Source organism: Streptosporangium sp. CA-115845 (assembly GCF_050943795.1).
GTDB lineage: Bacteria > Actinomycetota > Actinomycetes > Streptosporangiales > Streptosporangiaceae > Streptosporangium.
This window is the reverse complement of record NZ_CP191988.1, coordinates 8,202,897-8,223,294: the sequence shown is the minus strand read 5'-3', so window position 1 is coordinate 8,223,294 and position 20,398 is coordinate 8,202,897. Positions and strand designations below refer to the sequence as shown.

The window sequence follows — 20,398 nt, the reverse complement described above, 5'->3', positions numbered from 1 at the left end:
CAGATCTCTTGCCGTTCGGCGGTCATGCGCTTCTTTCCTTACGGCGCCGGAGAACATCGGTGAACACCGCGGCGGCGATGACGACGCCGATGATCACCTGCTGGAGAAACGGCGACACGCCGAGGAGGTTGAGTCCGTTGTGCATGACGCCGACGATGAGCACGCCGACGAGCGTGCCGGTGATCCGGCCGACCCCGCCCGCGAGGCTGGCGCCTCCGATGACGACCGCGGCGATGACGTCAAGTTCGAGCCCTTCTCCCGCACTGGGCTGGGAGGAGTCGAGACGGCTGGCGAGCACGATGGCCGCGAGTCCGGCCGCGAGTCCGGCCACGACGTACACCCAGGTCGTCACGGCCTTGACCTTGATGCCGGCCAGGCGGGCGACTTCCGGGCTGCCACCGACCGCGTAGACCGCACGGCCGCTTGACCGATATTTCAGGATGGCCCACCCGATGACGTAGAGCACGATCAGCGCCATCAACGTGATCGAGAGGAAGCCGCCGTACCTAGTCGATGCCAGTGAGTAGAACCACTCGGGGTAGCCGGTGATCTGACGTCCGTCCGTGGTCATGTTGGCCAGACCTCGGGCGACCGACATCATGGCGAGCGTCGCGATGAACGGAGGCAGTCGCGTCAGTGTGACCGCGAGGCCGTTGACCAGCCCGGCGAGGCCGCCGACCGCCACACAGGCGATCATCGCGATCCACAGTGGCATCCCGCCGTCGTGGGAGAGCCAGCCGAGGACCATCACCGACAGGGCGAACACGGAACCGACCGACAGGTCGATGCCGCCGGTGATGATGACGGCGGTGGCGCCCAGCGCGAGGATCCCGAGTACGGTCACCTGGTCGAGGATGTTGATCAGGTTGATGGGCTTGGCGAAGTTGGGCGCGAAGATCGCCATAATGGCGACAAGCACCACCAGGCCCAGGAACGGGCCGCCCACTCCGTCGAGGATCCACGCTACGCCTTTGACCGCGCCGCGCCGTGACCGCCGGCCGTCATCGGCTCGGGGGCCGGCGCTCGCGGGATTCTGGGTCATGGCCACTTCTGGCTCCAATGCGGCTTACGGATGTTCGGGTGGTCCATGTCAGTCCATCGACATTCCGCCGTCGACGTTGATCGTCTGGCCGGTTATGTAGGAGGCGGCGTCGGAGGCGAGGAAGAGCAGGAGGTTGGCCACATCGGCCTCGGTGGCGGGTCGCTGCAGCGGTATGTCGCGGATCCACTCCGCCACGAGCTCGCCGGGCCGGTAGTCCCCGAGCTTGGACCCCCAGGCACCATCCAGGTAGCCCCACATATCGGTCATCACGATGCCGGGGCAGTACGCGTTCACCCGGATGTTGTCCTTGGCGAGTTCCTTGGCGAGGGACTGTGTCATGCCGACGACCCCGAACTTGCTGGCCGCGTAGTGCGGGGTGAAGACGAACCCCTCCCTCGCCTGGGCGCTCGCGGCGTTGAGGATCACACCGCCGCCACTCTCGCGCAGCAGCGACACGGCCTCTCGCGCCACGATGAAATGGCCGACGGTGTTGACGTCGAGGACGCGCTTGAACTCCTCCGTCGTCAGATCGGTGAGCCGTTCGACGCTGATCACGCCCGCGTTGTTGATGAGGACGTCGATGCGCCCCCACTGCTCGGCCGCCACCGCGACGGCCGCCCTGACGGCCGCGTCGTCGGTGACGTCGGCCGTACAGGCGCGCGTGTCGAGCCCGTCGGCGCGCAGCCGCTTCGCCGTCTCGTGCACCTCGTCATCGCGGTCGACCAGCAGTACCGCGGCTCCCGCCGCCGCGAAGGAGCGGGAGATCGTGCATCCCATGCCCCGGGCGGCGCCTGTCACCAGCACCTTCTTGCCGGCGAAGTGCCCGGCGAAGATGTTCGATGCCTGTTCGTTCATTTATCGCTCTGCTTTCTGGGGATACCGGGCTGGAATCGGGAGCGTTCGATCGCCGATCGCCACGTCTGACGGCGGGCGTCGGCGTTGGGTCTCTCGATCAAGGGGTCGAACGGCGAGCGGTCCCGGGGGAGGCGAAGGCACTCGTCCGCCGTCCACAACCCGCAGCTGACGCCGGCCAGATGGGCGGCACCGGTGGCGGAGAGTTCGGCGATGTTGCTGCGCACCACGCGCCGCTGGCTCAGATCGGCCTGCACCTGCATGAGCCAGTCGTTCTGGCTGGGCCCGCCGTCGGCGAGCACCGTGTCGATCGGTGAGCCGAGACGTTCTTCGACCGCGGAGAACAGGTCCTCGGTCTGCAACGCCACCGACTCGAACGCCGCGCGGGCCAGATGGCCTGGGCCGGTGCCCAGCCCGAAGCCGCTGACCAGTGCCACCGCCGATTCGTCCCACCAGGGCGCGCCCAGACCGGCGAAGGCCGGTACGAGATCGACGCCCTGGGTGTCGGGAACGGACTGCGCGAGCACGCTGAGCTGCGCCGGGTCGACTCCAAGGATCTTCGCGAGCCACAGGAGCGTGGCGCCGGTCGACAGGATCGTCCCCTCGAAGGCGAAGGCCGGAAGGGGGTCGGCCCACGCGATGGTGGTGACCAGACCGTCCAGGACACGGGCGCCGGGCAGGCCACCGCTGACATCGGCGAGGCCCATGATCGAGCTGCCACTGCCGTATGTCGCCTTCACCTGGCCGGGAGCGCGCACCCCGTGGGCGTACAGGGCGGCGTGCGAGTCGCCGAGGATTCCATGGATGCTCGTGCCCCGGGGAACGCCGGGGATGTCGATGAGCGCGGCCGTCGCCTCGGCCGACGCGGAGATGCGCGGCAGGCAGACGTGCGGGATGCGGAACACTTCGAGCAACTCGCTGTCCCAGGTCAGCGTCTCCAGGTTGAGCAGTTGGGTACGGCTGGCGTTGCCGATCTCGATGCGGTGCTCGCCGGTCAGCGTCCAGGTCAGCCAGGAGTCGATCGTGCCGAGCGCGATCTCGCCCCGGCGGGCCGCCTCGCGGTCGGGATCGACCTGGTCCAGCAGCCATTCGTACTTGAGCGCGGAGAACATGGGATCGAGCGGAAGGCCCGTCTTCGCACGGATCCTGGCGGCCCAGCCGGACTCCTCCAGTGGGCGTACCCGATCCGCGGTGCGCCGATCCTGCCATCCGAGGACCGGGCCGAGGGGCTCGCCCGTTCTGCGGTTCCAGATGACGGCGGACTCGCGCTGGTTCGACAGACCGATACCGACGAGTTCGACATCCACCGAGTCCAGGACGGTCACGAGCGCCGCGACAACGCTCTCGCGGATCTCGTTCGCGTCCTGCTCCACCCAGCCCGGAGCGGGGTCGGCCCGGCCGATTCCGACCGAGGACCTGCCGAGGACTCTGCCATCGGCGCCCACCACGACCGCTTTGCTGGAACTCGTCCCCTGATCGATGGCGGCGACCGCGGGGACACCCCTGGGCATGCTGGCGTCAGCCACGATGATCTCTCCTGCCGAATGTCACCCGAACTGTGAGGGAGCAGCGAACGATCGTGTCGCCGCTGTACCGCACAGGCTATTTGCATAAATATTCAGTAATGAATGGCTGGTCAATAGATGGTGGCAGCGAGCGGATGAGTGTGTCAACAGTCCTGCCGTTAAAGACTTCACTCCCGGAATGCGGTGCGGTGAGGAGAGTCGCCCGGTCCGCGCACGCCCTTGACCTGCTGGCTTTGCCGACCGCTGGACGACACGAGGTGTCCGTGGCCGGGCAGAAGCAGCCGCAGCTCGCCTGCGTGTCGTGGGGGAGGGGCGTGCCTCTGAGCGGTGATCGTGACGGTGTCGGCCAGTCACAGGGTCGCCGCTCAGGGAGTCTGCCCGGCCATTGAACGTCATTCCTTCGAGTGACGCGGACACTCCTCGCCTGCCCGCACAATTCTGCGCATGACTCCGATGAGCGTTCTACCGGAAAGAAGGATCGGCCCGGTCCACGTCCTCGACGCGGCGATCGGGATCGGGCTGGCGGTCTGGGCCGTCGGGCAGGCCTGGAGCCGTGACGGGATGATGACGACTCTCCTGCTGCTGGCGACCCTGCCCCTGGCCTTCCGCAGGGTGAACCCGCCCGCGGCGCTGGCCGCGACATTCGTCGGTGGCGTCGGGCTGCTCCTCAGCGGTATCCATCCCCTGTCCAACCTCGCGATCGCCGCGTCCGCAGCCCTCGCCCTCTACACCCTGCTCAGGCTGCTGCCGCAGGCATGGGCCTGGGGGGTGACCGTGCTGGCCCTGACCGGGCTGTTCGTACTGGGCCTGTTGCTGAGCTGGGAAAGCAGGGGTGGGCTCGCCGCCGCCGTGGTCTACGGGGCCATGATCGCGTTCTGTGTCGGCGGCATCGCGCTGCTGGCCGACCTCGCCCGCGCCCGTGGCGAGGTCAAGGAGGTCCGGCAGGAGAGCGTGGAGCAGATGATCGCCGCACAGTGCGAGCAGGCCGCCATGGCCGAGCGGGCCAGGATCGCGCGGGAGATGCACGACATCGTGGCGCACTCCATCTCCAGGATCGCGGTGGAGGCCGAGACCGCTCCGTACACGGTCAAGGATCTCAGCGATCCGGCACGCGAGGGCTTCGAACAGATCGCGACCACCGCCCGCGAGACGCTGGTGGAGATGCGGCGACTGCTCGGCGTGCTGCGCACCGACGGCGGGGCGGGCGGCACCTCGCCGCAACCGGGCCTGGCACGCGTACCCGACCTGCTGGAAGAGCACCGCAGGGCAGGGGGGACGGTCGATCTCGACATCATCGGCGACGCCGTCCCGCTGCCCGCGGCCGTCGACCTGTCGGCGTACCGCATCCTGCAGGAGGCGCTGACCAACGCCCGCTCCCACGCGCCGGACGCGAACGTGCGCATCGAGCTCGCCTACCTGCAGGACACCCTGGCCATCAGGGTGAGCGACGACGGCCCCGGCCCTTCCTCGAACGCGGGCGGCCACGGCCTGATCGGGATGCGGGAGCGGGTGGTCATGCTGGGTGGCTGGCTCAACACCGGTACGGCGCCCGAGGGCGGTTTCCTCATCGAGGCGGGCCTTCCGCTGACGCGGGCGGAGGCGGCGGCGTGATCAGTGTTCTGGTCGCCGACGACCAGAAGAGCGTCAGGCACGGTTTCGCCGCGGCGCTGAACGCCCAGCCGGACATCACCGTCGTGGGCACCGCCGCCGACGGGGCCGAGGCGGTACGGCTGGCCAGGGAATCCCGGCCCGACGTGGCGCTGATGGACATCAGGATGCCGGAGCTGAACGGCATCGAGGCGGTCCGCCGGATCGTCGCCGAGCTGCCCACCCGGGCACTCATGATCACCACTTTCGATCTGGACGACCACGTGTACGACGCGCTCTCCGCGGGGGCGAGCGGGTTCCTGCTCAAGGACGTCAGGGTGAAGGATCTGGTGGAGTCGGTCCGGGTGATCGCGCGCGGGGACGCGTTACTGGCTCCCCAGGTGACCAGGCGGCTGATCGCCGAGTTCGCCAGGCAGCGGCCCCGCTCGTGCCCTCCCGCCGACCTCACCCCTCGCGAGCTCGAGGTGCTGCGGCTGATCGCGAAGGGCCGGTCCAACGCCGAGATCGCCGGAGAGCTGGTCGTCACCGAGCACACCGTCAAGACGCACGTCGCCCGGCTGCTGGCCAAACTCGGCCTGCGCGACCGCGCCCAGGCCATCGTCCACGCCTACGAGTCGGGACTCGTCGTCCCCTACGCCTGAAGCGGCCGGGGACGCCGCCCTTCCCGCCGGGTGGGAGTCTGTGCGTGATCACGGCGGGAGGATGGGGCTGTTCGCCGCCGACGCCGTCGATCCGCTCGCGCAGGGGAACGCGGTCACGACTCTCTCAGCGGCGAAGTACCGTCTGGTCATGGCCGATGATCCGCTGGAGTCGCTGCGCCGGCTCTGCCTCGCGTTCCCCGAGACCACCGAACGACTCAGCCACGGCGAGCCGACCTGGTTCGTCCGCGACAGGAAGACGTTCGTGATGTACGCCGACCACCACCACGACGACCGGCTCGCCTTCTGGTGCGCCGCCCCGCCCGGTGTCCAGGAGGCCCTGGTAGCCGAGGCCCCCGAGCGCTTCTTCCGTCCGCCGTACGTAGGCCACCGCGGCTGGCTCGGCGTCCGTCTCGACGTTCCCCGGGACTGGACCGAGATCGCCGAGATCGTCGCGGACGCCTACCGGACCGTCGCGCCCAAGCGCCTGGTCACCCGCCTGGAGTGAGCAGGGCCTACCCGAAGGCGGCGAACCGGCGGCCACGGAACGACGCGAGTGTGACCGTTGCTTCGCAGGGGGCGAGGGCGCGCATCGACCTGTCGGAACCTGTGAACGCTGAGATCCGCGACGCATCGGCCCCTGGCGAAGTTGACCGTGTCCTCCATGCCCACGCGCAGGTGTCCGCCTGCGGACAGGGCGGCGAGGGCGACCGTGAGGGGCGTCGGTCGAAGGACCGCGCCACCGTGTCCACCTCCTCCCTGTGGCCCTTCAACGCGGCGACCCGATCGGATTTCTGGACGGCCTTGGGATCGAGCCAGGTCGCGAGGTCCCACCGAGCGGGCCAAGGCGGGCTGACCGGTTGGACTTCTTCGACCGCCTCGGGGAGCATCTCTCGGGCGACTGACAAGCGTCTCGCGACCCCCGCTAGCACGGTGCGAATCGCACCGGTCAGAATCTGCCGGTAGTGCCCGCGTTGGGCGTGGGGGATAAGGAGGCGTGTGGACGAGAGCGTGTCGTTGGCTCAACTTGCCCATCGGCTGGAAGAGGTGGTCGGTGAGCTGCGCGGCATCCCCGTCGACGTCGAGCGGCTGGAGGACAGCGAGCTCGTCCGGCAGCAGATCGCGCAGGCCACCCGGTCGGCGGGCGAGCTGCGCGCCATGCACCCGGTGGGCTCGCCGGAGAAGGGCCGTCAGGAGCAGAAGAGCAGGCGCAGCGTGCTCGACGCCCTGCGGCGCGACATGGCGATGCGCACGATCGTCCACGCGAGCGTGTTGGACGATCCGCGCAAGGCGGCCCGGCTCAGGGAGCTGCACGCCGCAGGTGACCTGCACCGTGTCATCGACGAGCCGATCCAGCAACTGCTCGTCTTCGACCGAGCAGTGGCGTTCGTCCGGATCACCCCCGTCGCCTACTCGCCGGGCGCCCTGATGATCAGGCAGCAGAGTCTGATCGCCATCCTCATCGACCTGTTCGAGCAGACCTGGGCCAGGGCCAGGGAGGTCACCGAGCCGACGCGACGGCTGACCCCGCGCGAGCGCGAGGTGCTCGCTCTGATCGCCGAAGGGCGCTCCAACAGCGCCATCGCCCGCGCGCTGTCGATCACGGAGGCGGCCGTCGGTAAGCACGTGGCCGGCGTGTTCGGCAAGCTTGAGCTACCCGCGACTCAGGACGACAACCGGCGGGTGCTGGCGGTGCTCGCCTATCTGCGCGGCGCGGCACAGTAGTGCCAGGCCTACCTGGTTCTCGCCCCAGCCCCAACGCAGCCGGAATCCGGCACGGGTTTCAATGACGTCATGCAACGAATGACTGGATTACTGGTTGGCGCGATCTTTGGCGCGGTCTTCGTCGTCGTCAACGCGCAGAGCCCGCTGAACGCCGTGACCGTGAATTTTCTGCGGGTGGCCGCCTGCCTGGGGGCCGCGAGTGTCATCGCCATGTGGTTCGCCACAGCCCGTAAGGAACAGTCCGCCGCGGGCCCGCGGCGGAACATGTTCGGCCGTGGCTACCTGATCGTCGTCGCCGCCGAGGCGATCCTGCTCTTCGGCGGACTCCGGGTGCTCGCCGCCTGGGAACGTCCTGAACAGACCAACGTGGCCTGGGTGGCGTTCGTGGTCGGTGTGCACTTCATCGCGTTGGCGCCTGTCTGGAAGGACTGGAGCATCGCCGTACCCGGTGTGGTCCTCACCCTGCTCGGCGCCGCCGGTCTCGTTCTGGCGTCGACGGCCGCCGTCGCCTGGGTACCGTTCGTCAGCGGTGTGCTGTCCGGGGTGGCGCTCCTGATCGGCACCGCCTTCTTCGGCCGGCGCGCCATGACGGCTCGGACGGCCTAGCCAGGCCGGATGCTCACCTGGTTGATCGAGGAGGAGCCGGTCGGGGTGAAGCGCGTGTGGACACTAGACCAGGTAAACGGGGGCGAGGTCGACGAAGATGCGGTAGTCCGTGATCAGGCCGTCGTCGCGGGTGCGCCAGATCGACACGGCCACGACGCCGGCATCCTTGCCGTCGAGCCGCCGGTAGGTCACCTCGGTCTCGGCGATGATGTCGGCGCCCACCTGCCAGTTCCTGACGATCCGGTGCCGCAGGCCGCCGATGGTGGAGAAGAACGCCCGCAACCCGGCGGCGATGGCCGCACGTCCCGTCATCGGCTCGGCATTGCCGAATACCAGCGTGGCGTCCTCGGCCAGCAATCGCACGAACTCGCCGGGGTCGAACGAGTCGACTGTCTGGAAAACGTGTCGCACCACATCGTCGGTCATGCCGATCCTTCCTCGTACAGTCGGGATCACTGATGGGGACGATACGGAGCGAAGGGCGACGCGCAACTATCGCCAAGGTGGGTATCTCATCGCCGCGAGGCTCGCCGAAGATCTCCGAACCTGTGACGCGGCATCGCGGTCGGGCCCGGCGCGGTGGCCATTCGGAATCACTCGGACCGAGGAAAGCCCCGCTTTCGCCCCTCGGGGTGTCCTGCGGTCCACGAAGATCCTGGTGACTGTGGTGGCCGTAGTACCGCTTGAGCCCTCCCGCTGACCTCACCCCTCGCGAGCTCGAGGTGCTGCGGCTGATCGCGAAGGGCCGGTCCAACGCCGAGATCGCCGGAGAGCTGGTCGTCACCGAGCACACCGTCAAGACGTACGTCGCCCGGCTGCCGGCCAAACTCGGCCTGCGCGACCGCGCCCAGGCCATCGTCCACGCCTACGAGTCGGGACTCGTCGTTCCCTACGCCTGAGCGGGCAGGTCATCGACCTCTGCCGGGAACGCCCGCTCCGGTGAGCGGCCCCGAGTCCCTCCACCTGCTCTCACCGCGCTCTCCGCCGTGACCGGCTCCCGGCACCGGGGCGACTTCCGTGTGCCGCGGCGTGGCGGCGTCCCTGACGGGACGGTTACCCTGTGAGCCGATCACCTGGAGGTATCGTCATGGTCGATCGTTCCGCCGGTGGGCGGACGGGGCTCGCCCTGGGCTGGCGGACGCGCGACGGGCGGACACTGGTCGCCGGGCCGCTGGAACCGTGGCACGCGGGTCCTCCCGGCCTCGATGAGATCTTCGGCGATGAACCCGCCGACGCGGGCGGTGCGGGTGTCCGCACCTACTACGCGCTGGACCCCTCGGGTGCGGTGGACCGGGTGTACGACACCCGGGTGTTCTCGCTGGAGGACGAGTTGCACGTGACGGCGTACCGGGTCGAGGGGGACGCGCTGTACGTCCACCACTCCAGCTACGACCACCGTTACGCCGAGGCGCGGCACGAACGATCGCTCGAATGCGCGGGGCTGATCCCGCTGGCTCCGGCGCGGGTACCGCCGTTGGAACGGGTCCTGGCCGCGGTCGCCGAGCCGGCCGACCGGAAACGGGCCGAGGCCGCGGTCCGCAGGGGCGGGCTCGACGCGGTACGCGTCTCCTTCGCCTCGGCGCTGCCGGACCACCCGGGGGACGGCGTGCTCCGGCTGGAGCTGACCCTGGAGGGGGAGCGGCCGGTCGTACGGCTGAGCGGCGGGCACGTCCTGTGGCGGGCCACCACGGCGGACCACACCCACCGGGAACTGCTGGCCCTGCTGCGGGCCGTCCTGCCCGCCAGGTACGGCGACGGCCCGGTCGAGCTCGTACCGTCGCCGGACATCGTCGACCACGGCTTCTGGGACCCCTGGAACTGACGACGACCTGCTGGGGCACGGCACTGCCGCATCTCGGACAGGCGTTCACGGCCGAGGAGCTGACTGATCAGGAAGTCGCCGAAGACCTCGGGGCAGGTATCTCTGGGGCGCGGGATCGCGGGGGCGACGAACGACGAACTGAGCGGCCCCGGGAAGCAGCGGATCGGGGAGAGCGAGCGTTCCTAGAGTATGAACGCTGAGATATCGCGGCTGGCGCAGTGGGCGTCCCGGGCGCGGGGTCTGCCCGCCGTCTCGGCCGAGGCTCTACTGACGGCCCTCTACCGCAGCCACAGGCTCGACCTGATACGGCTCGCGGTGCTCCTCGTCGGCGATCGGGAGACAGCCGAGGACATCGTTCAGGACGTGTTCGCCCGGTTGCACGGCCGCCGGCCCGAGACCCTCACGCTCGCCTACGTCAGAACGTGTGTGCTCAACGGCTCCCGGTCGGTGCTCAGACGGCGAGCAGTGGAGTCGCGCCGGGCGGAGAGGGGCAGGGAGGCGCTCAACTCGGCGGAGACGGCCGTGCTGCTCGGGGAGTCGCGCCGGGAGGTGCTGGACGCGCTGGACAGGCTGCCGAAGCGGCAACGAGAGGCTCTGGTGCTGCGCTACTACCTGGACCTGTCCGAGTCGGAGACGGCCCGGACCATGCGCGTCAGGGCGAGCACCGTCCGGTCCACGACCGCCAGGGCACTGGCGAGACTCCACCGCGAGCTGGGAGGCAACGCATGAGCGGGATCATCGAGGACCGGCTGCGCGACGCGATGGCCGCCAGGGCGCGGACCGTGCGGGACGATGGTCCACCCCCGCCTCTCCCCGGACCGCGCCGCCTCCTGTGGGGGAGGTGGACGTTGCCGCTCGCGGTCGCGGTGGTGACCGTTGCCGTAATGGCCGGAATCGGGGTGACCGTACGGGGCGGGGAGAGCGGACGACCGCCGGTGCTCGCGCCCGCGATCGCCCCCGCGCCGCCGTTCTATGTCGCGGCCGTGGTGACCTCCTCCACGGTCAAGACCAAGAACGTAACGCGCATCGACTCCATCCGAGGCCCGCTGGGCGTCTACGACAGCAGGACCGGCGAACGTACGGCGTGGTTGCCCGCGCTTGCCGACAGCCGGGTCGCCGGGCTCGGTGACGGCCGCACCTTCTTCATGGCCGGAAGAGAGCGGAAGGGCGCCCCGCTGCGGTTCCACCGGATCACCCTGACACCGGACGGTGAGATCGGCGAGCGGGTCGCGCTGCCGCTCCCCGCCGATCTGCGAACCGAGACGCTCGATGTGCTGGCCGCCTCACCGGACGGGCGAAAGCTGGCGTACAGCGTCAGCAGGCCGCGGGCCGCCCGGATGACCGAGGTGCGAGTGGCGGATGTCGTGACCGGTGAGGTGCACCGCCGGCGTACGGCCAAATTCGGCCTTATCTACCGGATGGTCTGGGTGGGAGGCGACCGCACGCTGGTGTTCTCCTGGCAGGACGACGATCGGCCGTTCGGCCAGGAGGCGATGCTGCTCGACACCTCCGCTTCGGGCCGCGACCTGCTGTCCGCCAGGCCGGTCGACGGCGACACGACCTTCTTCGCCGCCAGGCCGGGCGGATCGAGCTTCGTCACCCGGGAAGGAGGGAAGAACGTGCAGGTTCCCTCCCTGGTCGAATTCTCAGCGACCACCGGTAGGCGGGTGCGCGCGTGGGTTCCCCAGGAGTGGTTCACACCGGTGGCGTTCGACGCGTCGGGGCGGGTGCTGCTCGGCATCGTCCGGGGTGGGGCTCCCGCCCGGCTGGACGGCCGGCGGGTGACCCGGATCAAGACGCCCGAACTGCCGCAAGGGCAGGACGTACGCCTGGAAACCACCTGGTAAGCGCATGGGGGACGCGCGGCCCACGTCGTACGCTTCCAATCGGGCCGCCCCTGACCAGACCCCGGCCACGGTGACAACCCGCACCTCTCACCGGGTCACACCCACTGCCCGCTGGATGTCAGGCGGTCGGCACCACCATCGGGGTGCCGGTCACCGGGTCGGGGACGACGATGCTCGGCAGGTCGAAGACCTCCTCGATGAGGGCGGCGTCGACGATGTCGGCGGGGGCTCCCTCAGCGACGACGCGGCCGGCCTTCATCGCCACCAGGTGGTCGGCGAACCGGCAGGCCTGGTTGATGTCGTGCAGTACCGCGATGACCGTGCGTCCCTCGTCGCGCAGCCGCGCGAACAGCTTGAGCAGCTGGTACTGGTGGGTGATGTCGAGGAACGTGGTGGGCTCGTCGAGCAGCAGGTAGGGCGTCTCCTGGGCCAGCACCATCGCGACCCAGACGCGCTGGCGCTGGCCTCCGGACAGCTCCTCGACGCCCCGCTCGGCCAGTTCCGCGACGCCGGCCGCGGCCATGGCCTCCCGCACGGCCCGCTCGTCCTCGGCCGACCAGGTGGACAGCATCGACTGGTGTGGATAACGTCCCCGGGCGACGAGCCGCCGCACCACGATGTTCTCCGGGGCGACCAGGCCCTGGGGCAGGAACCCGATCTGTCTGGCGATGGCCTTGGGCCGGTAGCCGTGCACGTCGCGGCCGTCGAAGCCGACCGTACCGGCCGAGGGCTTGAGCAGCCGGACGAAGGAACGCAGCAGCGTCGACTTCCCGCAGGCGTTGGCGCCGACGATGGCGGTGAACGCGCCGTCGGGCACGTCGAGGTTCACATGCGCCGACACCACCCGCTCGCGGTAGCCGAGGGTGATGTCCTGGGCGGTCAGGCGCGCTGCCACGGTCGCCTCACTTCCTTGAAGAGCAGCCAGATGAGATAGCACCCGCCGATCGCGGTCGTCACGACACCGACCGGCAGCGCGACCGGCGCCAGCAGCAGTTGCGCGATGAGATCGGCGGCCAGTAGCAGCACCGCGCCGGTCAGCGCCGCGGGCACCAGGGGCACCCCGGCCGCGCCGGCGAGGCGGCGGCCGATCTGGGGGGCGGCGAGCGCGATGAACACGATCGGCCCGGCGACCGCCGTCACGGTGGCGGTGCAGCCGACGCCGACCAGCACGATCAGCAGCCGGAGGCGGCCCAGGCCCACGCCCGAGGTGACGGCGAGCTCGTCGCCGAGCGCGGCCTGGTGCATCGCCTGCGACAGCGTGCCGAGCAGCAGCGCGAGCACGCCGATGACCAGGAACGGCAGGCGTACCTCGTCCCAGTCGACGCCGTTCAGCGAACCCGCGCTCCACCCGGTCGCGGCGATCGCGACATCGAGCTCGGCACGGAGCACGATCCAGGAGTTGACCGCGGTCAGGATGGCGTTCATCGCGATCCCGATGACGACCAGCCGCAGGCCGCTGAGCCCGGAGTCCAGCGACAGCAGGTAGATGGCCGCCGCGGTCAGCAGGCCGCCCGCCACCGAACTCACGGCGAGCTGCGCGGAGGTCCCGCTCAGCACCGTGAGCGCGGCCAGTGCGCCGGTGTAGGCGCCCGCGTCCAGGCCGATGACGTCCGGGCTGCCGAGCGGGTTGCGGGTGAGGTTCTGGAAGATCGCCCCGGCCAGCCCCAGGGCGGCGCCGAAGACGAGCGCGGCGGCCACCCGGGGCAGCCGCCACTCCCGGATCACCAGGGCCGAGTCCCCATGACCGGCGAGCGCCGCGAACACCTCCGAGGGCGCGGCCCAGGAGGGGCCGTGGCTGAGGCCGAGGAAGGCCAGGGCCGGCGCGATGCCGGCGAGCACGAGCGACATCAGGATCGTCCGGCGTTCGATCCTGACCGAGCGGGAGTCGGCGCGCAGCACGACGGCGTTCACAGCGACGCCGCCCCGTAGCGCCGGACGACCCAGATGAGCACCGGGCCGCCGAGGAAGGCGGTGACGACGGCCACCGGGACCTCGCCCGTCGGCAGCAGCACGCGCGATCCGATGTCGGAGACCAGCAGCAGGATCGGGCCGAGCACCATCGTGTAGGCCATCAGCCACGGAATCGAGCCGGCGGCCGGCCGGCGGGCCAGGTGCGGAATCATGAGCCCCACGAAGGTGATCGGTCCGGCCACGGCCGTGGCGGCGCCGGCGAGCAGGGTGACGAGTACCAGGACGCCGAGCCTGGTCCGTGCGGTGTGACCGCCGAGCGTGTGGGCGACCTGGTCGCCCAGGACCATGGCGTTCAGCGGCCTGGCCATCGCCATGGCACAGACCAGGGCGATGCCGATCGCCAGCAGCGGGACGGTGTGCGACATCTGCTCGCGGCCGGCCAGCGCCCCGACGGACCAGAAGCGGAACCGGTCGAAGACGTCGGGAAGCATCAGGCGCATGCCGAGCGAGAGGCCCGCGAGCACCGAGCTGAGGGCGACGCCGGCCAGCACGAGCCGGAGCGGGGAGGTCCGGCCGACGGAGTAGACCAGCAGCACCGCGAGCACGGAGCCGGCGAACGCGAGCATCAGCTGCGCGGACTGCGACCCCGCGAGGCCGAGCGCGCCGCCCAGGTTGATGGCGAAACCGGCACCGGCGGTCACCCCGAGGATGCCGGGTTCGGCCAGCGGGTTGCGGGTCAGCGTCTGGATCAGCGCGCCCGAGGCGCCGAGGGCGGCACCGACGAGGATGCCGAGGATCGTGCGCGGCACCCGGACATCGCGGATGATCAGATGATCGTCACTGCCGGCGTAGTCGGCGAAGGTACGCCAGATCTCGGCTGGTGCGATCGCGCGCGTTCCGACACTCACGCCGGCCACCGCCACCACGGCGAGCAGCGCGAGGGCCGCGAGGAGGATCGCGGCCCGCGCCGGTGGATCAGTCCTCAAGCCCGGCAACTCCGCGCTTCCAGTATCCGGTGAACAGCGAGTCGAGCCGTGCCGCACTCCACGGGCGCAGCGGCTTGATGTCGCCCGCCTCCCCGGCCGCGAACAGGAAGGTCCGCTCCTCGGGCAGCGTCAGGGAGCGCACCGTCTCCGCGAGCGAGGAGCGGGTGCCCTCGCGGACCAGCCGGACGACCCGCACCCCTTCGCGCGCCGCGAGCGGGTAGGCGTGCTCGGCGGCGTCGTCGGTCTCGATCACGACCTGGGCCGAGACGTCGGCCGGGGACTCCTCCAGCCAGCGCGCGACCACGGGCAGCGCGGTGGCGTCGACCGCGAAGACGTAGTGGCCGTAGTTGTGCGGGAACGCCTTGGCCCCCGGCGGACCGGCGATCGTGAGCTCGTCGCCCACCTCGGCGGCGACCGCCCACGCCGACGCGACCCCGCCCTCGTGGAGCACGAAGTCCAGGTCGAGCTCGCCGGCCTCGGCGTCGTACCGCCGCACCGTGTACTTGCGCGTCGTGGGCATCGGCCTCGGCCAGTCGAGCTCCAGGTCGTCGTTGGCGACCGGGGCGCGGCGGGTGCCGTCCGGGTCGGGGAAGACGATCTTGATGTGGTCGTCCGCCTGGTAGGTGTGGAATCCTTCGAGCCCGGGGCCGCCGACGGTCAGCCGGAGCAGGCGCGGGGTCAGGTACTCACGCGCGAGCACCGAGACGGTGCGGACCCCGATCGGGTAGCCGATCCGCGCGGTGCCGGTCCCGGCCCGGTGGTGGGCGGCGACGCGACCTCTCGGGTCGAGGCGGTCGACGCTCATCGGCCGAGCAGCGGCGCGAGCGCCTCGTCGATGGAGTCCAGGGTCTTGAGCGCCGAGCCGTACGTCGCCGCCTCGGTGTAGCGCAGCGGGAAGACCTTGCCGGCCTTGACCGCGGGCAGGTTCTTCCACAGCTTGGAGTCGAGGACGTAGCGCACCGGCTCGCTCACCGAGCCGTCGCTCTCCAGCGTGTACGTGACGGCGTCGGCCTCGGCGAGGCTCTCCGGCAGTTCCTCGATCGAGGGGTACTCGGTGACGTCGAGCGCGCCGCCGCCCTTCTCCTTGACCTCGCCGTAGTAGGTCATGCCGATGTCGGAGGCGATGTTGGTGCCCCACGACCCGGCGAACTCGCGGTGGAACGTTCCCTTGGCGATGTCGCCGTAGGCGCCGATGTGGCCGAACCGCACGCCGTCGAGCGCGCTCCGGTACTTCTCGGTGAGCTCGGCGGCCTTCTTCTGGTACGCGGCCTTGGCGGTCTCGAAGTCGCCGAGGCGGCCCGCGGCGTCGGACTGGCGTCGCGACAGCTCGCGCCAGGCGGAGGGGACGGTCGGGCCGAGGACGACGACCGGGGCGATGGACTCCAGCCGCCTCATGTCGAGATCGGCGAGGGCCGGCTTCGGGACGCCGATGACGATCAGGTCCGGCTTGGCCTTGGCGACGGCCTCGTAGTTGGTCTCGGCGGCCGTCTCTCCGGCGACCTTCTCAAGGTCGTTGTAGGTCGCCAGGTCCTCCTCGGTCATCATCGCCAGACCGCGTCTCCAGCCGGAGACGCCGACCAGGGGGGCGTCGGCCTCGATGAGCGCCGGCACCGCGTACCCGGTCGCGACGACGCGTTTGGGGTCGGCGGGGATGGTGATCTCACCGTTGTCGGCGCTGAGGACGCGGGTCTCGGGCGCCGCGGCGGCGGACTCCTCGCCGGAATCGGTGGAACCGCAGCCGGCGACCAGGGCGAGGGTGAGGGCCAGGGCGCCGGCAAGGCGCCGGGGCTGTCGGGAGGACATGGCTGTGTTCCTTCAGGGTGTTGCAGAGCGGGAAAAGGCCCGGCCTCATGGTCAGGCGTTACTTAGGTTAGCCTTACCGAAGCTTTTCCAATGTCGAGAGGGGGCCATCCAATGTCGATGAGAAGTCACTCTGTGACGGATGTCGGCCACTTCGGGACCGATCCGCTCTGGTGCGAGGAGTACGGCTACGGGCTGGGCACGCTCACCGGCATCCTGGTGCTCAAGTACCGCTCGGCGGCCGTGCTCGAATTCGGCCAGAGCCGGCAGGACTTCCTGCATCAGCTCTACTGGTCGCCCGACGGCGTGCTCTCGACCTGGTACGGGGCCGACGCGCAGTTCGTGGGGGCGGGGGAGGCGTTCTGGGCCCACCGCGCGGTGAGCCACGAGGTGCGGGCGGCGGACCGGCAGACCGTGTACCGGATCTGCCTGCGCCAGGTGCCCGAGGCACTCGGCGGGCTGCGCGCCGGCGCGGTGTCCATCGACGACGAGGCGGCCCGGCTCGTCCAGGCGATCGCCTGCCCGGGGTACGACGAGCAGGCGGCACTCGCCGCCCGCGAGCGCGTCATGGCCGGACTCGGCGTGTCGACCAGTGACTTCGTCGGCCACCATGCCACCGGTGCCGGATTCGCGATGACCGTCGCCCGCGCGCTGTCACACGATCCGGGCGACCCGGTCCGCCTTGAGGAGTGGGCCGAGCGGTTGCACGTCAGCGTCAAGACGCTGCAACGCGACTTCGTGCGCGAGTTCGGCATGCCCTACTCGCAGTGGCGCACCAAGCTGCGCCTGCGTGCCTCGCGGGTGCTGCTGGAGAGCCTGCCGGTGGCCGAGGTGGCCCACCGCGTCGGGTACGCGACCCCCTCGGCCTTCATCACGGCCTTCGCCAGGGAGTACGGGTGCACGCCCGGCCGCTACGCCTTGCGCGAGGCCGACTCGGCCTGACGGTCCGGATCTCGACGAGGTGCGCGGGATCCGTGACGGCCGGCACCTCTGGGCGCCCGGCGGCCGATCCTCATTTGACTACGCACCAAATTGGCATATTGCCGATGGATAAATTCGATCCCGACGGGTCTCTCGCTCTCCCGGGCAGGTAGAACGTCGTTTTCCCGGAAGAAATCAAATCTCCTGTCGGAGAAGTAGATCCATCCGTTCCGTTTCCCCGTTAACTTGGGTGAATCAGCCGGCTGGTCAGGTGAGGGCGGTGGCGTGCGCGGAAAAGTTCTCCTGGCCTGGTTCGGCGCCAATGCCGAAGCGCTGATCGCGCTGGTGATCGCGGTCGTGGCGGGTGTGCTCGGGCTCACCGGTGTGGCATCGGTCGCGCATGTCAACAGCGCCATCCTGGTCACGCTCGCGGCGCTCTCGCTCGCGTTGCTGCGTGAGCGTTGGGGAAGGGAGTCCGAGCCGGATACCCGCGAGGCCCTGCTGGCCGCCCGGGCCGCCTTGGAGCGGTTGCCCGATCAACTTGAGCGGATCAACGCCGTCGATGACGTGATCTCCGATGCCAGGATCGCTCTGGACGAGGCGGCCAAGGTCAGGGTCCTGACCGGAAGCGAGATCTCCCGCGTCCTGGCCGAGGCCAGGAGCGAAGCCAAGGAATGGATTTTCAAGGGGGGCACGGCGACCTTCGTACGGGCGGTGGTGATTCCCGAATGTGTACGGCGGGCGCGGCAGAACCGCCGGGAGTTGAGTATCCGGCTGGAGATCCTCGATCCGATGAATTATGAGCTGTGCGCGCGATACGCGAACTATTTCCGGCGCATGGTCGACGACCCCAACGAGGACGAGAGATCCTGGACGGCCAAGCAGACGCAGGTGGAGTTGTACGCCACGATCTTCGCGGCGTGCTGGTGGCAGCAGAGATACCCGCGCCTCAAGATCGCTGTGGGACTCTCGTCCACCATGACCATCTTCCGCTGGGACATGACGCAGGCGTGCGTGGTCATCACCGAGCGGGGCCCTCGCTTTCCCGCCATGCTGATCAAAGAAGGTCGCTTCTACTACGACTACTGGCGCAACGAACTGGACGAGAGTTTCAACCAGGCGCGGGCCGTGCCGTTGCGTCGCGCCCCGATGCTGAGCGATACGCCTACGGTGGAGGAAGCACGAGAACTGTTCACCCAGCTGGAGATGCAGCTTCCAGATGCCTACTCCGATTCGGACGTCGCAGAGGTCGTCAGGCACGCCATCGACGCCGACAATCCGTATGTGTGAGGTCGACCCGGTACGAGCTCTGCGTGACGGCGACACGGTGAGCCTGCGGCGGTGGGTGCGGGACACCATCGCCGAACTGTGTTCGGGACGCCGTGCCGTCAAGGCGGTCCGGCACCCTCTGGAGTTCGTGTGCCTGCCGCTGCGTCGGGACGGACTGACCGGACTCTGCCTGCACCTGTGGGAAGGCGAGGGAGAGGAGGTGTATCCCGTCGTCCACGCGCACAGCTGGGACCTGTACAGCTATGTGCTGTCCGGCACGGTGTTCAACGAGATATTCGAGATTCGTGACGACGCCGCACGCCGGGGTCATCGCCTGTACCAGGTGGACAGTTCGGACGGTGTGGACGAGGCCCGGTTCACCGAGCGCTTCGTCACCTCCGTCCGCGAACGGCTGGAAGAGGTTCCGGAGGGACGGGTCTATCGCCTGGCGGCCGGGCAGTACCACCGCAGCGGACATCGTGGCCGCACCGCCACCGTTGTGCTGGGAGAGCATCGTCCCGGAGTGCACAACCTGGTGCTGGGCCCGCTGGACGGTGAGCTGTCGACGAGCCGTCGCGAGTCGTACCCGGCGGACAGGGTCCTGGCCCTGTTGCGGCCCCTTGCCCAGGCTCTGTGACGGGGTGTGCCCGGGACCGGCGGATGGGGCGGGCCGGACCCGGGCGGTGTGCGGGTGTCAGTGGAGCGACTCGAAGAGGGTCAGCCACCGGTCGGGGTGGACGAACGCCACCACCGTGTCGCGGTCCACTCGCGCCTCCGCGAACGCGGCGTCGACCCGGTGGGCCGCGTACCGCATCCGCAGCGAGGCGTGCAGCGAACCGCCAAGACCGGTGAAGCCGTACTCGACGAACTCGCGCCAGGCCGCGTCCCGCTCCGCGGGCAGCAGCCGGACACCGCGCGGCTCGATCCGCAGGATCCCCGAGTCGACGGCGGGCACCGGCCGGAAGCTCATCCGGCCGACGCGGCCGGCCAGCTCCCAGGAGTGACCCGGCCAGGTCAGCACGGTCAGCCTGCTCCAGCGGCCGAAGTCGCCGGACCGCTTGCGCGCGTACTCCAGCTGGGTGAGCAGGGTCGCCGAGGTGAGCGCGGGGGCGCGCAGGCACCAGTCGACGATCCTGGAGGTGATCGAGTACGGGATGTTCCCGGCGACCGCGAACGGTTCGCGCGGGGCCCGTGCGGTCAGGAAATCACCCCTGATCACCTCGATTCTGTCGTCGCCGCGGGTGCGGGCGGCGAGCCTGCCCGCATGTCGCGGGTCGATCTCGTACGCCACGACCCTCGCGCAGCTCTCGGCGAGGGCGAGGGTGAGAGCACCCTCGCCCGCGCCCGGCTCCAGGAGCAGCCCGTGCGATCCGGCCGCGGCGGCCATCCGCCGGACGGCGTGCGGATCGACGAGGAAGTTCTGCGAGAGGGTGCGTCTGGCCCGGTCGCGGTCATCGCGGCCGCCACCGTTCCTTACCTTTCTCTGGGTGTGCGAATGGTTTCCGTGCGCGAAGGAGTGCGCCACAGCCGTCGCCCTTTCGGGTCCGAGGTGAAAAAGGTCTCGGAAAGCCCTGGGCGCGCATCGGGGACGCGTGCGGAACGGAGCAGAGGTTGACGCGTCCCTAGCGGGCCAGAGCCCGGCTGCCGCGAGGACGGATCACGTAGCCGACCAGAAGGTTGGCGAAGTACATGCACATGGCTCCGGATGCTACGGGCCTCGCTCGCCGGCTCGCAACGGATTTTCCGCTCCGTCCGAGGGGATCTGTTCTGGTGTTCGCCGTGGCGGCGTGCTCAGATAACCGGCGTTTGCCGATAATGCGGGGATCTGTGTTCGTGACGGCCACC

Annotated in this window: 21 protein-coding genes and 1 pseudogene; 12 read left to right on the top strand and 10 right to left on the bottom strand. The window is 69.8% G+C overall.

Features of this window, described 5'->3' with window-relative positions; genetic code table 11:
* Positions 1 to 22 precede the first annotated feature (22 nt).
* The 3 genes from ACQP0P_RS39305 to ACQP0P_RS39295 are packed head-to-tail and all read right to left on the bottom strand — an operon-like array spanning position 23 to position 3,420.
* Complete coding sequence (locus ACQP0P_RS39305; RefSeq protein WP_433365680.1) at positions 23 to 1,042, bottom strand: ABC transporter permease; 1,020 nt, start codon at positions 1,040 to 1,042, stop codon at positions 23 to 25.
* A 48-nt stretch (positions 1,043 to 1,090) separates the two neighbouring features.
* Entirely contained in the window at positions 1,091 to 1,897 is an 807-nt protein-coding gene (locus ACQP0P_RS39300) for an SDR family NAD(P)-dependent oxidoreductase (RefSeq protein WP_433365677.1), read from the bottom strand.
* Complete coding sequence (locus ACQP0P_RS39295) at positions 1,894 to 3,420, bottom strand: FGGY family carbohydrate kinase (RefSeq protein ID WP_433365674.1); 1,527 nt, start codon at positions 3,418 to 3,420, stop codon at positions 1,894 to 1,896. Before ACQP0P_RS39295 ends, ACQP0P_RS39300 begins: the two co-directional genes overlap by 4 nt.
* 444 nt (positions 3,421 to 3,864) lie before the next feature.
* On the opposite strand from ACQP0P_RS39295, the gene ACQP0P_RS39290 reads away from it, so the two are divergent.
* The 5 genes from ACQP0P_RS39290 (at position 3,865) to ACQP0P_RS39270 (ending at position 7,997) form a co-directional block, all read left to right on the top strand.
* Entirely contained in the window at positions 3,865 to 5,031 is a 1,167-nt protein-coding gene (locus ACQP0P_RS39290) for a sensor histidine kinase (protein ID WP_433365671.1), read from the top strand.
* A complete protein-coding gene (locus tag ACQP0P_RS39285) occupies positions 5,028 to 5,669 on the top strand; it encodes a response regulator (protein WP_433365668.1) in 642 nt (213 codons plus the stop codon). Before ACQP0P_RS39290 ends, ACQP0P_RS39285 begins: the two co-directional genes overlap by 4 nt.
* A 40-nt stretch (positions 5,670 to 5,709) precedes the next feature.
* Positions 5,710 to 6,174: an MmcQ/YjbR family DNA-binding protein gene (locus ACQP0P_RS39280; protein ID WP_433365665.1), complete on the top strand. Its 465-nt coding sequence runs from the start codon at positions 5,710 to 5,712 to the stop codon at positions 6,172 to 6,174.
* Positions 6,175 to 6,665: 491 nt separating this feature from the next.
* On the top strand, positions 6,666 to 7,391 hold the full coding sequence (locus ACQP0P_RS39275; RefSeq protein ID WP_433365662.1) for a LuxR C-terminal-related transcriptional regulator: 726 nt from the start codon (positions 6,666 to 6,668) through the stop codon (positions 7,389 to 7,391).
* Positions 7,392 to 7,460: 69 nt separating this feature from the next.
* The gene (locus ACQP0P_RS39270; RefSeq protein WP_433365659.1) at positions 7,461 to 7,997 is read left to right on the top strand and encodes a hypothetical protein; all 537 of its coding nucleotides are present in this window, start codon (positions 7,461 to 7,463) and stop codon (positions 7,995 to 7,997) included.
* A gap of 63 nt (positions 7,998 to 8,060) precedes the next feature.
* Here the strand turns inward: ACQP0P_RS39270 and ACQP0P_RS39265 are convergent, their stop codons facing one another.
* On the bottom strand, positions 8,061 to 8,423 hold the full coding sequence (locus ACQP0P_RS39265; RefSeq protein WP_433365656.1) for a nuclear transport factor 2 family protein: 363 nt from the start codon (positions 8,421 to 8,423) through the stop codon (positions 8,061 to 8,063).
* Between the two features lie 269 nt (positions 8,424 to 8,692).
* Here ACQP0P_RS39265 and ACQP0P_RS39260 point away from each other — a divergent pair.
* The 4 genes and pseudogenes from ACQP0P_RS39260 to ACQP0P_RS39245 all read left to right on the top strand — a co-directional run.
* Positions 8,693 to 8,896: pseudogene (locus ACQP0P_RS39260) on the top strand (response regulator transcription factor); the annotation flags it as partial.
* 188 nt (positions 8,897 to 9,084) lie between these two features.
* Complete coding sequence (locus tag ACQP0P_RS39255) at positions 9,085 to 9,819, top strand: hypothetical protein (RefSeq protein WP_433365653.1); 735 nt, start codon at positions 9,085 to 9,087, stop codon at positions 9,817 to 9,819.
* Positions 9,820 to 10,008: 189 nt separating this feature from the next.
* On the top strand, positions 10,009 to 10,548 hold the full coding sequence (locus ACQP0P_RS39250) for a sigma-70 family RNA polymerase sigma factor (RefSeq protein WP_433365650.1): 540 nt from the start codon (positions 10,009 to 10,011) through the stop codon (positions 10,546 to 10,548).
* Positions 10,545 to 11,666, top strand: a complete 1,122-nt coding sequence (locus ACQP0P_RS39245; protein WP_433365647.1) for a hypothetical protein — start codon at positions 10,545 to 10,547, stop codon at positions 11,664 to 11,666. The genes ACQP0P_RS39250 and ACQP0P_RS39245 overlap by 4 nt, the downstream gene beginning before the upstream one ends.
* Positions 11,667 to 11,784: 118 nt before the next feature.
* On the opposite strand, the gene ACQP0P_RS39240 is transcribed toward ACQP0P_RS39245, so the two are convergent.
* From ACQP0P_RS39240 to ACQP0P_RS39220, 5 genes are read right to left on the bottom strand one after another with little or no spacing between them, the layout of a single operon-like run.
* Positions 11,785 to 12,561 (bottom strand): ABC transporter ATP-binding protein, encoded by a 777-nt coding sequence (locus ACQP0P_RS39240; RefSeq protein WP_433365644.1) that lies wholly within the window; start codon positions 12,559 to 12,561, stop codon positions 11,785 to 11,787.
* Complete coding sequence (locus tag ACQP0P_RS39235; protein ID WP_433365642.1) at positions 12,546 to 13,577, bottom strand: FecCD family ABC transporter permease; 1,032 nt, start codon at positions 13,575 to 13,577, stop codon at positions 12,546 to 12,548. Before ACQP0P_RS39235 ends, ACQP0P_RS39240 begins: the two co-directional genes overlap by 16 nt.
* Positions 13,574 to 14,563, bottom strand: coding sequence for a FecCD family ABC transporter permease (locus ACQP0P_RS39230; RefSeq protein WP_433365640.1), 990 nt, complete (start codon positions 14,561 to 14,563; stop codon positions 13,574 to 13,576). Before ACQP0P_RS39230 ends, ACQP0P_RS39235 begins: the two co-directional genes overlap by 4 nt.
* A complete protein-coding gene (locus ACQP0P_RS39225; RefSeq protein WP_433365637.1) occupies positions 14,553 to 15,368 on the bottom strand; it encodes a siderophore-interacting protein in 816 nt (271 codons plus the stop codon). The genes ACQP0P_RS39230 and ACQP0P_RS39225 overlap by 11 nt, the downstream gene beginning before the upstream one ends.
* The gene (locus tag ACQP0P_RS39220; protein ID WP_433365634.1) at positions 15,365 to 16,366 is read right to left on the bottom strand and encodes an ABC transporter substrate-binding protein; all 1,002 of its coding nucleotides are present in this window, start codon (positions 16,364 to 16,366) and stop codon (positions 15,365 to 15,367) included. The genes ACQP0P_RS39225 and ACQP0P_RS39220 overlap by 4 nt, the downstream gene beginning before the upstream one ends.
* A gap of 132 nt (positions 16,367 to 16,498) precedes the next feature.
* On the opposite strand from ACQP0P_RS39220, the gene ACQP0P_RS39215 reads away from it, so the two are divergent.
* The 3 genes from ACQP0P_RS39215 to ACQP0P_RS39205 all read left to right on the top strand — a co-directional run bounded on the left by ACQP0P_RS39215 (position 16,499) and on the right by ACQP0P_RS39205 (position 19,190).
* On the top strand, positions 16,499 to 17,305 hold the full coding sequence (locus ACQP0P_RS39215) for a helix-turn-helix transcriptional regulator (RefSeq protein ID WP_433365631.1): 807 nt from the start codon (positions 16,499 to 16,501) through the stop codon (positions 17,303 to 17,305).
* Positions 17,306 to 17,569: 264 nt separating this feature from the next.
* Positions 17,570 to 18,574, top strand: coding sequence for a hypothetical protein (locus ACQP0P_RS39210; RefSeq protein ID WP_433365628.1), 1,005 nt, complete (start codon positions 17,570 to 17,572; stop codon positions 18,572 to 18,574).
* Positions 18,567 to 19,190: a hypothetical protein gene (locus tag ACQP0P_RS39205; protein ID WP_433365626.1), complete on the top strand. Its 624-nt coding sequence runs from the start codon at positions 18,567 to 18,569 to the stop codon at positions 19,188 to 19,190. Before ACQP0P_RS39210 ends, ACQP0P_RS39205 begins: the two co-directional genes overlap by 8 nt.
* 57 nt (positions 19,191 to 19,247) lie before the next feature.
* Here the strand turns inward: ACQP0P_RS39205 and erm are convergent, their stop codons facing one another.
* Entirely contained in the window at positions 19,248 to 19,940 is a 693-nt protein-coding gene (gene erm, locus ACQP0P_RS39200; RefSeq protein ID WP_433382322.1) for an ErmE/ErmH/ErmO/ErmR family 23S rRNA (adenine(2058)-N(6))-methyltransferase, read from the bottom strand.
* Positions 19,941 to 20,398 lie beyond the last annotated feature (458 nt).